This is a genomic window from Acinetobacter sp. ANC 4173, assembly GCF_004331255.1.
Classification (GTDB): domain Bacteria; phylum Pseudomonadota; class Gammaproteobacteria; order Pseudomonadales; family Moraxellaceae; genus Acinetobacter.
The window spans coordinates 1-10862 of record NZ_SJOF01000005.1 but is presented as its reverse complement, the minus strand read 5'-3'; the positions used below and the strand labels follow the sequence as shown (position 1 = coordinate 10862).

General features: G+C 35.8%; 9 protein-coding genes. 2 read left to right on the top strand and 7 right to left on the bottom strand.

Annotated elements, in window-relative coordinates; all coding sequences use genetic code 11:
- Positions 1-12 precede the first annotated feature (12 nt).
- From E0H94_RS07690 to E0H94_RS07665, 5 genes are all read right to left on the bottom strand, one after another.
- Positions 13-1251 (bottom strand): FAD-dependent oxidoreductase, encoded by a 1239-nt coding sequence (locus tag E0H94_RS07690; protein WP_131325866.1) that lies wholly within the window; start codon positions 1249-1251, stop codon positions 13-15.
- Positions 1252-1291: 40 nt separating this feature from the next.
- Complete coding sequence (gene folD / locus E0H94_RS07685; protein ID WP_131325865.1) at positions 1292-2185, bottom strand: bifunctional methylenetetrahydrofolate dehydrogenase/methenyltetrahydrofolate cyclohydrolase FolD; 894 nt, start codon at positions 2183-2185, stop codon at positions 1292-1294.
- Entirely contained in the window at positions 2182-3048 is an 867-nt protein-coding gene (gene purU, locus E0H94_RS07680; protein WP_131325864.1) for a formyltetrahydrofolate deformylase, read from the bottom strand. The genes folD and purU overlap by 4 nt, the downstream gene beginning before the upstream one ends.
- Before the next feature lie 219 nt (positions 3049-3267).
- On the bottom strand, positions 3268-3501 hold the full coding sequence (locus E0H94_RS07675) for a hypothetical protein (protein ID WP_131325863.1): 234 nt from the start codon (positions 3499-3501) through the stop codon (positions 3268-3270).
- A gap of 752 nt (positions 3502-4253) precedes the next feature.
- Positions 4254-5120 carry an EamA family transporter gene (locus E0H94_RS07665; RefSeq protein ID WP_131325862.1) on the bottom strand — a complete coding sequence of 289 codons (867 nt, stop codon included), beginning with the start codon at positions 5118-5120 and terminating at the stop codon, positions 4254-4256.
- A gap of 119 nt (positions 5121-5239) precedes the next feature.
- On the opposite strand from E0H94_RS07665, the gene E0H94_RS07660 reads away from it, so the two are divergent.
- Positions 5240-5707 carry an Lrp/AsnC family transcriptional regulator gene (locus E0H94_RS07660; protein WP_131325861.1) on the top strand — a complete coding sequence of 156 codons (468 nt, stop codon included), beginning with the start codon at positions 5240-5242 and terminating at the stop codon, positions 5705-5707.
- A gap of 328 nt (positions 5708-6035) precedes the next feature.
- Here the strand turns inward: E0H94_RS07660 and E0H94_RS07655 are convergent, their stop codons facing one another.
- Together E0H94_RS07655 and E0H94_RS07650 are read right to left on the bottom strand one after the other, a co-directional pair.
- Positions 6036-6332: a hypothetical protein gene (locus E0H94_RS07655; protein WP_131325860.1), complete on the bottom strand. Its 297-nt coding sequence runs from the start codon at positions 6330-6332 to the stop codon at positions 6036-6038.
- 2 nt (positions 6333-6334) lie between these two features.
- Positions 6335-6973, bottom strand: coding sequence for an AAA family ATPase (locus E0H94_RS07650; protein ID WP_131325859.1), 639 nt, complete (start codon positions 6971-6973; stop codon positions 6335-6337).
- Positions 6974-7376: 403 nt separating this feature from the next.
- On the opposite strand from E0H94_RS07650, the gene repM reads away from it, so the two are divergent.
- A complete protein-coding gene (gene repM, locus E0H94_RS07645; RefSeq protein WP_131325858.1) occupies positions 7377-8315 on the top strand; it encodes a replication initiation protein RepM in 939 nt (312 codons plus the stop codon).
- Positions 8316-10862: the final 2547 nt, after the last annotated feature.

Genomic DNA, 10862 nt, shown 5'->3' with positions numbered 1-10862 from the left:
CTGATATTCTCCTTAATGGCTCGCAGCCGTTGCACCCATCTCATTCACTTGTTGGAAGCGACTAAAACGTTCTAATTCAAAAGGTTTAATCATTTCTGGTGTGCGACCTGTCGCCACCATTTCTGCCATGGTTTTTCCACAAATTGGCGTTGCCTTAAAACCCCAAGTTCCCCAACCTGCATCCAAGTAATAATTGTCATAAGGCGATTTACCCATAATCGGGCTATAGTCTGGTGTCATATCAGTGATACCCGCCCATTGACGCATAAGTTTGGCATTGGCCATAAAGGGGAACATTTCAATTGCATGAGCAAGTAAACTTTCTTTTAAATCTAAAGTTGAACGCGTGTTATAGAGTGGGTAAGGATCGGAACCGCCACCAAAAACAATCTCACCGCGACTGGTCTGCTGCACATAGCAGTGTAATGCTGAAGAGCTAACTAAAGGATTCAAAAAGGGCTTGAATGGTTGCGTGACCATGGCTTGTAAGGGATAAGTATGAATCGGTGCACGAATTTTCAACTTATTCATTAAAATAGAGGATGCTCCTGCAATCGCCTGAACAATACAACCACATTGCACTGTGCCGCGATTGGTTTTCACAGCAGTGACTTTATTCTTATCGATCACAAAGTCTTGTACTTCAGTTAACTGATGAATTTCTACCCCACGTTTGGCTGCTTCTTTAGCATAACCCCAAGCAACGGCATCATGTCGTGCGGTTGCACCATCGATATGCCATAGGCCTGCTAGAACGGGTAAATGTCCTGGGTCTAAATTCAAGCAAGGAACGAGTTCTTTAATTTGTTGGCGGTCAATCATTTCTGTCCGACCACCAAAATGCTTATTCACTTCTGCGCGCTGACGGAATGCGCGCACCGTTGAATCTGTATGCGCTAAAGTCAATTGCCCGCGTTCAGAGTACATAATGTTAAAGTCAAACTCATTCGAGAGATCTTTAAACATACGTACCGATTCAGCATAAAATTTCACACCTTCAGAAGTTAAATAGTTCGAGCGAATAACAGCAGTATTTCGCGCTGTATTACCACCACCAAGGTAGGACTTTTCCAATACCGCAATATTGGTAATCCCATGATATTTAGATAAATAATAGGCTGTTGCTAAACCATGACCACCGCCGCCAATAATGACAACATCATAGTGTGATTTCAGCTCCTTCGGTGGAGGTAAATCCACTTCCACTGGATATTCATTACTTAATCCATACTTCAGTAGGCTAAATGGCATGGGGTGTCCTCCGAGGCGTCAAGCAACGCCTATAATCAATCTATAAATCTGGGTGTTGTAAGCGTGCTGCTTGTAAAGTGTTTTTCATCAAATAGGCGATGGTCATGGGTCCGACTCCACCTGGGACAGGCGTGATGGCACTTGCCATTGGCAGAGCATCTTCAAAATCGACATCACCGACTAAACGCGCCTTGCCGTCTTCCACAATGCGGTTAATACCCACATCAATGACCACAGCATCTGCCTTCAGATATGAAGCTTTCACCATTTTTGGTCGCCCCACGGCAGCAACCACGATGTCGGCTTGCTGGCAAATCTGCTGGATATTTTTCGTTTTGGAATGTACGATCGTGACTGTGCAGCTTTCTTTAAGTAATAAAGCTGCCATCGGCTTGCCCACAATATTGGAACGTCCAATGACGACTGCATGTAAACCACTTAAGTCATGACCCATAGTGTCTTTCAGCAAACGAATACAACCAGTTGGTGTGCATGGGGTAAGTACATCTCGACCCTGACTCAGACCACCGACGTTTTCACTATGAAAACCATCGACATCTTTTTTCGGGTTAATCCGCTCCAATACTTGTGTTTCATTAATTTGCTTTGGTAAAGGCAATTGCACCAAAATACCATGTACGCTTGGATCTGCATTGAGCTCATCAATCTTGGCGAGTAAATCGACTTCAGAGAGTTGCTCATCAAAGCGAAACTCTAAAGAGCGAATGCCTACAAATTTGGCTTTTTCGACTTTATTGCGGACATACACGTGACTGGCAGGATCATCACCCACTAAAACCACCGCCAGACAAGGCTCAATACCTTGTTGTTGCAATGTGATCACATCTTCTTTGACTTCTTCTAGCACACGCTGGGCGATTGCTTTGCCATCAATAATTTTGTCATCGTCTTGTTGTAATAAGGCCAGACTCATTTGAACACCACCGTACGGTTATCATTCATAAATACACGATGCTCAACAAAATATTTCACTGCTTTAGACAGCGCGATAGTTTCAGTATCACGACCCACGGCAACTAAATCATCTGCAAGAAAATCATGGTCTACACGTTGTACCGCTTGTTCAATAATCGGACCTTCATCAAGATCACTGGTCACAAAATGGGCTGTCGCACCAATCAGTTTTACACCACGATCAAAAGCTTGATGGTAAGGTTTAGCACCTTTAAAACCCGGTAAAAATGAGTGGTGAATATTGATGGCACGACCTGCAAGTTGTGTGCATAAGCTATTCGACAAGATTTGCATATAGCGCGCTAAAATCACCAATTCCGTGTTGGTTTCATCAATGATTCTGAGCAGTTCTTCTTCTTGTTGCTGTTTGGTGTCTTTGGTCACTGGCAGATAAATAAATCGAATGCCTTCACGTTCAGCAATCGCACGCAAATCTAAATGATTCGATACAATCGCAGTGATCTCAAAACTTAATTCACCTTTATGGTAGCGATACAATAAGTTCAATAAACAATGATCAAACTTACTCACCATAATCATCACTTTCATTGGTTTTTTCTTTTCATAGAATTTTGCATTCAATGAAAATTTTTCTGTGACTTCTGAGAAGCCCTGTTTTAATTGTTCAAGATCCCCATGGCCATCGTTAAAACGGAATACGATTCGAGTGAAGAAACGTCCAGTAATTTCGTCATCATATTGTGACATTTCACTGATAAAGCAATTGTTTCCCGCAAGATAGCCAGAAACAGCTGCAACAATACCTGAAGCTGCAGGACAAGAAATTTTTAAAACATACTGGTCGAGAAGATCTTGAGACATGGTATTTCCTCTATATGATTTTGGAGGTATTTACATCATTAAAAAGACACTTTTAATTTCCTATTAAGAAATTAATTTTCCTATAAGTAATTTATATAAGATATTTTTGAGATCGTCTAGTTTTTTTTAATTTTTTATTGTTATTTTTCAACAACTTATATTAATTTAGACAAGCGTAATCATGGGTGATAATTGACTATCACCCATGAAAAAAATTGATCAACATAACACTTCGACTTTATGATATTGCTTTAATTGTAATAATGAATTGAATGGATTCTCTGATTGGCATAGATGATTAAGCTGTTCATGAAATTGATGTGCAAACACATCATTGCAATGAATAATCCAGCCTTTGACTGAATAATTTTCAATATCTTCCATATATAACTCACAGGCACTTTGCCCGATAAGTCGTATATTTTTTACTTTGAATAAACGTGTTGTACTCATTGACCTACTCCTTGATGAAGTTGCAATATGTTTAAAAGCATAAAATATGCCAAATTATTATTTCAATCTATTTCAATAACTTAAAATTTAATGATGTATTTTATTTCCTGGTAGGAATTTTTTTTGTACGAGAATCGTGCAGTGATTCATCTCAACCTGAATCAAAAAAATGCAGAGTTTATTTATCTTTTGCTCTTTTTAGATTTAATCGCACAAAACCATTCTATGACTGAAATCTTTTGAAAATAGGATTTGAAATTCATTCCAATCACATGATTAACCACAATTCAGCAATAAAAAAAAGCCCGACATCCTGTCGGGCTTTTTCGTATTGGTTGCTTAGGTATAACTCCTGTCGTACCTCACGTCCTGGTGTCGCACTTATCATTATTGTTTTATGTGTTGGAACATCCTGTTCTCTATGTCCCCATCATATGAAAAAACCCCATAGTGGCCTAGACGCAATGCTCCCTAATTGATGTCAGCCTGAGCGTACAACATTGCTCAAAACTTATCCCAAGGTTTATCCGCAGAAATTGCGGATAGTTTCGGGGCTGGACGTATTGAGTTATCAGGGAAAAGTTAAAATATGAGCGTTTTTTGATCAATTTTATTGGCTGAAAGTGACAAATTCGCATAATAAAACGCCGACTTGTTTCAAAATCGGCATTTTTTGTATTTTTTTGCTGGAGTTAAATTTTTAAGTTATTGATATTTAAATTAATATACAAGTGTACTTATTATAAGCGCTATTATGTTAAATGGGTTGTAGATTTTTTATAAGAACAGAAAAAGCACCCCATACATGAAACCATAATTATGGTGATACCAATCAATTGATGGTTAATTAATTTTTCACCTAAAATTATCCATCCAGCTAAAGCACTTACTATAGGAGATGTACTTAATAAGATTCCAAAAAATTTTGGAGACAACGTCTTCATTGCGAAAATATCTAGTAGAAATGGAATTGTGCTAGAAAGCAGTGACACTAAAAAGCAAAGCAGAAGAATCCAACTAGATTCAAAAATACCGCTAATGTTCCATATTCCAAATGGGCTTGCACATAATGCAGCTATAGCCATTCCTATAGCCACAGAATTTCCCCCTCCCTTTGCTACATTCGCACCATAAATAATATACAGGCCCCAACATACTGCTGCACCAAGTGCATAGAACATCCCAATATAGCTAAGATTATTCGCTATATTGTCGGAAGGAAATAGAACTAATCCTATGAGTGCCAATCCTCCCCATATCAAATCTAGTTTGTGTCTAGACATAAAAATAGCAACTGCTAAAGGCCCTAATACTTCTATAGAAATGGCAATACCTACTGGTAAATATGAAAAGGCTTTATAAATTAGAAGGTTCATCAGACTCAAGATGACTCCATAGCAGACTAAATCTTTCCAATACACATTTCTATTCAACCCTTTCCAGGGTTTGAACATGATCCATAATAAAACAGCTGATAAACCCAATCTCATTAAAGCTACGCTTTCTGGTCCCAAAATAGGAAAGATTGTTTTTGCGATAGCGGCACCAATCTGTACTGAGATCAAAGATAGAAAGGCAGCGAGAAAAGCGACTTCATGTTTGGAGCTAAAAAGGATCATTTTTTTAATCTGTTGTGTGATGAAAAGATTTTAGTTCAGACAACCGTATTAAAAGCTGTAATTTATAGGCATATATGAGTAAATTAATCATAATTTAATTAAATTTGAGAAATTTAATCATGAAGGATATTTCTTTAGATAACTTTGATTATTCTATTTTAAGAGTTTTACAACAAAACAATAAAACATCTCATCGTGAAATTGCTGATGCTATTGGATTATCTCAAGCATCGGTACAACGACGTATAGCAAAAATGGAAGATGAAAAAATCATTGAGCGGAACTGCACCATCTTAAATCCCAAAAAATTTGGTGAAAAAATTACGTCTATTATTGAAGTCAGATTAAGTGAAGATAGGTCTATTGTCATGGATAGATCTAAACAATATTTTTCATCTGTAGATGAAATACAGCAATGTTATTTCGTAAATGGAGGAGTTTCTTTTATCATCATCATGATTTCAAATAACTTATCTCACTTTGAAGCCTTAGTACGAAAACATTTTGCCGATAATATTGATGTAAAGACGTATAGAACTTTAATCGTTCTTGATCGGGTAAAGGTAAACCTAAATTTATGTTTTTAGAATTTCTAAAATTAACACTATAAACTTTATGATAAGGGCAAAAGAGAAGATCAGAGGTCTCTTTTTCTTGTAGTGCCCATTATATGTATTAGTTCAGACTTAATCTGACACAGAGCTTGAAAAAGAAGAAGTTACCGATTTTGATTAAAGGTGTCGAATCTCAATCAATAAAGGTAACTTCTCATGTTGCATTGCTATAAATCATTGATCTATTAAATATTTATGTACATTATTAAGCTATCGTTTCAGCCAAGCATAGCTCCGAAAATCCCATTGTTTTGTCTAAGATCAGAATTCCCCATTAAAAAATGGGGAATTCATTTTAAAATTATTTATCGTATTTATTTAATATTTCTTTTAATTCGTCTGGACTATATGTTGCTAGATTTTCTATAGCAACTCGCAAAATACTGGATCGACTAATTCTCGCATTTTGTCCTCTAACTACAAGTTCATCAATCAATTTACTCACATCTTCATTTATAGAAAATGTACACCGCATAAATTTTTTATTACTAGGTTCTAAAGATTTAACTCTCTTATCGGCTCCAGATATGAATGCATCAACCTTTAAGTCATCTTCAGTTGGCAGTGATTTCTTATTTAACCCATTTAGACCAGCCATCGTTAAACTCCTAAAAATTCTATTGCAATACTTTCAATTTCAGCTTTAGCTTTAGGATCACTATTGACTTCAAAAACAGAAAGTCCATTTTCATCAGCATCATCATAAACATTTCGATTTGTTGTGATTGCATTCAATGCATCAATTCCAAATGATTTGCATGCTTCTTTTGCATCTAATATTCTTTGGACTTGGGATGGAAGCGTTGGACATTGAGTGATAATTGCTCTAGCCTTTAAATTAGGATTTACTGTTTTTGCTAATTTTAATACTTGTTCCATATGATCTAATGTTTTCAAATCTCTGCGTTTTGGTCTAAATGGTAATAACATATGTGTGGCTATCGTCATAGCTGAACGTAATGCTTCTGAATCCTGACCACCAGCATCAATAATGATATCTTGGTATCTTTTGTCCAAATCTTTTAAAATAGAGCGTATATTCCCTGATGCTTGTACTGATGGAATATTGTTTAATTCATCATTCTCATCTCTTTCTTTAATCCAATCAGTTGTTGTACCTTGAGGGTCAGCATCTAATAAGAGAACGTCTCTTTTACTTTGTTGTAAATAAACAGCAAGATTTTGAGCTAAACAGCTTTTACCCGCTCCGCCTTTTTCACCACCAACTAAGATAATCATAATTTGAGTAAGTTACGTAAGTTTGTTTGCATATAATTTAATAGCGATTCATGAAGTAATCAACTATCGAGGAAAAAAAATTAAAATTAAAGTTATCCACAAGCAATATTATTTTTTGAATTTATATATATTTATATATATTTATTATTTATATCTTAGCTAGAAGCCTTGTTATGTATGGATTACAGAGGATATATGTTGACAGATTCCTACCAATAAGTTGACTGATTCCTGTTTCTAAGTTGACAGATTCCTACCAATAAGTTGACAGATTCCTGTTTCTAAGTTGACAAATTCTGTGTATAAATGGACAAATTCTTTTTATTAAAATACTTTCATTTATGGACGTTAAGTAGTATTGTCAATATATCTCTTAATAATACTTTTCTGAATTTTTCTCCCTATGAGTAACATCGTATACAAAGATAATAATTTGGTTGAAGCATCTTATTCACTAAATCTATCTGAGCAAAGACTGATATTAATTGCAATCATAGCTGCTCGAGAAATTGAGAAAGAGCTTACTTCCGACACAATACTTACGATCCATGCTTCTGAATACATGAAGCAATTTAATTTAGGACGTCAAGCCTCCTATGAGGCTTTGCAATCAGCATGTGATAATCTTTTTGAAAGACATTTGAATTATAAGGCAATAGATCCTGTAACTGGAAAAATAGGGGTATACAAAAGTAGATGGGTTTCAAAAGTTGGATATGTTAAGGAAGAAGGCTGTGTACAACTAATTTTTGCTCCAGACATTATCCCTCTCTTTGTCAAGCTTGAAGAAAAGTTCACAAGATATGAACTTAAGCAAATATCACCACTGACGAGCGTTTATGCTATTCGGTTATATGAATTGCTCATACGTTGGAGATCAACTGGTAAGTTATATATTTCAATTGATGATCTCAGATCAAAATTAGGATTGTTAGAAGACGAATATAAAAAGATGGGCGACTTTAAGAAAAGAGTTCTCACAGTTGCTATAAATCAAATTAACAAATTTACAGATATTACTGTTTCATATATACAAAAAAAGGAGGGAAGAAATATTTCAGAATTACACTTCATGTTTGACGAAAAAGAACAGGATAAAGAGACGAGTAGTATTCCTTTAGAACCAACTTATAAACTGACTGCTAAACAATGTTTATTTTTTGCTAAGAAACTATGTGATATCACCAACAATCCAAAATTTGGTAATGAGTTTGCTTATGTTGGAGAGACCCAAGAAGACTTTCATGAGCGTATAGCAAGTGAACTTCTGGATACTCAAAATGTAAGAAAGTATTTTTCTTCTTTGTTAGAGGTTGGTTATGTTGCTAAATACAAGAAGTGATATTTTACTTGATAATCACTTCAAGCTTAATTGCACGCCCTCCCCTACTTAAGCATTTTAATAATTTCATGATTAGCATTTGACGTTCAACGCCATGTTCTTGCAATAATAGATCTCTGCCATAACTCAAAAAGTGATCATCTTTTTAATCAATATTTCCCCCATTTTTTAGCATTCGTACATATTCTACGGATGACATATATGGCTTCAAAGAAGCTTTCTGAAACATAGTTTAAGCGATATACGGGCATCGCATGGTCTACCTTCTATTGAATTGTTGAGCAATTAAAATGCATGTCCCTGCTAAAGGCAGACCACCCATGTTAAGCTTGAAGGATCAGATTCTGCTTTGTCTGAGCTATTGGCTGAATCCCGAACTTTATTTCACGTTGCTACGAACCATGGAGTTTCAGAGCCAACAGCATCACGAATTGTACGTTACGTTGAAGACTGTCTGATTCCGTCCAATCTTTTTAATTTACCGTTGCCCAAAGATGGATGTTACTGATCTGCTTAGCAGCCTATAGGCCACAATTGATTATGCCGCATACAAAATTCAAGAATTAGACATCACAGAGTACAGCAAGGATAGGACTCTTCCTGCTTCAGCAACAGGTATAAGTAGACAAATTCCTGACACAGAATTCCAGATTGACATCATTTAAGCAAGTTATGTAAGTTACATCACTTAAGCGAGATAAACGCATTACCCTTACAGTAAATATAAGTGGACAAATTCCTTACATCGGCATTCACGACCGACATCATTTTAATAAGATACCTAAGTTATATAAGTTACATCACTTAAGTACTGTGAAGTGATAAAGATTTAAAACAAGTGTTAGGACAAGCATGCTTAGAGCTGAGTACGGGGTCTAGTCATAGCAACAAAGGAAATAAGTGGACAAATTCCTGACATGAGCATTCACGACTGACATCATTTTAATAAGATACTTAAGTTAAGTAAGTTGCATCACTTAAGTACTATGACGTGATAAAGATTTAAAACAGGTGTTACGACAAGCATGCTGAGAACTGAGTCCAGTTCTAACAACAAAGGAAATAAGTGGACAAATTCCTGACATCGGTATTCATAACTTACATCATTTTAATAAGATACTTAAGTTTAGTAAGTTACATCACTTAAGTAATATAAACGTATTACCCTTACAGTAAATATAAGTGGACAAATTCCTTACATCGGCATTCACGACCGACATCATTTTAATAAGATACCTAAGTTATATAAGTTACATCACTTAAGTACTGTGAAGTGATAAAGATTTAAAACAAGTGTTAGGACAAGCATGCTTAGAGCTGAGTACGGGGTCTAGTCATAGCAACAAAGGAAATAAGTGGACAAATTCCTGACATCAGCATTCACGACTGACATCATTTTAATAAGATACTTAAGTTGAGTAAGTTACATCACTTAAGTAATATGAACGTATTACCCTTACAGTAAATATAAGTGGACAAATTCCTGACAAGGAAATTACAACAAGATAGCTGGATGTTACTGATCTGCTTAACAGCCTATAGACCACAATTGATTATGCCGCATACAAGATTCGAGAATTAGACATCACAGAGCACAGCAAAGATAGGACTCTTCCTGCTTCAGCAACAGGTATAAGTAGACAAAATCCTGACACAGAATTCCAGATTTATATCATTTAAAAAAGTTAAGTAAGTTACACAACTTAAGCGAGATAAACGCATTATCCTTACAGTAAATATAAGTGGACAAATTCCTAACATCGGCATTCATAACTGACATCATTTTAATAAGATACTTAAGTTAAGTAAGTTACATCACTTAAGTGCTGTGAAGTGATAAAGATTTAAAACAAGTGTTTCGACAAGCGTGCTTAGAACTGAGTCCAGTCCTAACAACAAAGGAAATAAGTGGACAAATTCCTGACAAGGAAATTACAACAAGATAGCTGGATGTTACTGATCTGCTTAACAGCCTATAGACCACAATTGATTATGTCGCATACAAGATTCGAGAATTAGACATCACAGAGCACAGCAAAGATAGGACTCTTCCTGATACAGCAACAGGTATAAGTAGACAAATTCCTGACACAGAATTCAAGATTGACATCATTTAAGCAAGTTATGTAAGTTAAATCACTTAAGTACTGTGAAGTGATAAAGATTTAAAACAAGTGTTTCGACAAGCGTGCTTAGAACTGAGTCCAGTCCTAACAACAAAGGAAATAAGTGGACAAATTCCTGACAAGGAAATTATAACAAGATAGATGGATGTTACTGATCTGCTTAGCAGCCTATATGCCACAATTGATTATGTCGCATACAAGATTCGAGAATTAGACATCACAGAGCACAGCAAAGATAGGACTCTTCCTGCTACAGCAACAGGTATAAGTAGACAAATTCCTGACACAGAATTCAAGATTGACATCATTTAAGCAAGTTATGTAAGTTAAATCACTTAAGTACTGTGAAGTGATAAAGATTTAAAACAAGTGTTTCGACAAGCGTGCTTAGAACTAAGTCCAGTCCTAACAACAAAGGAAA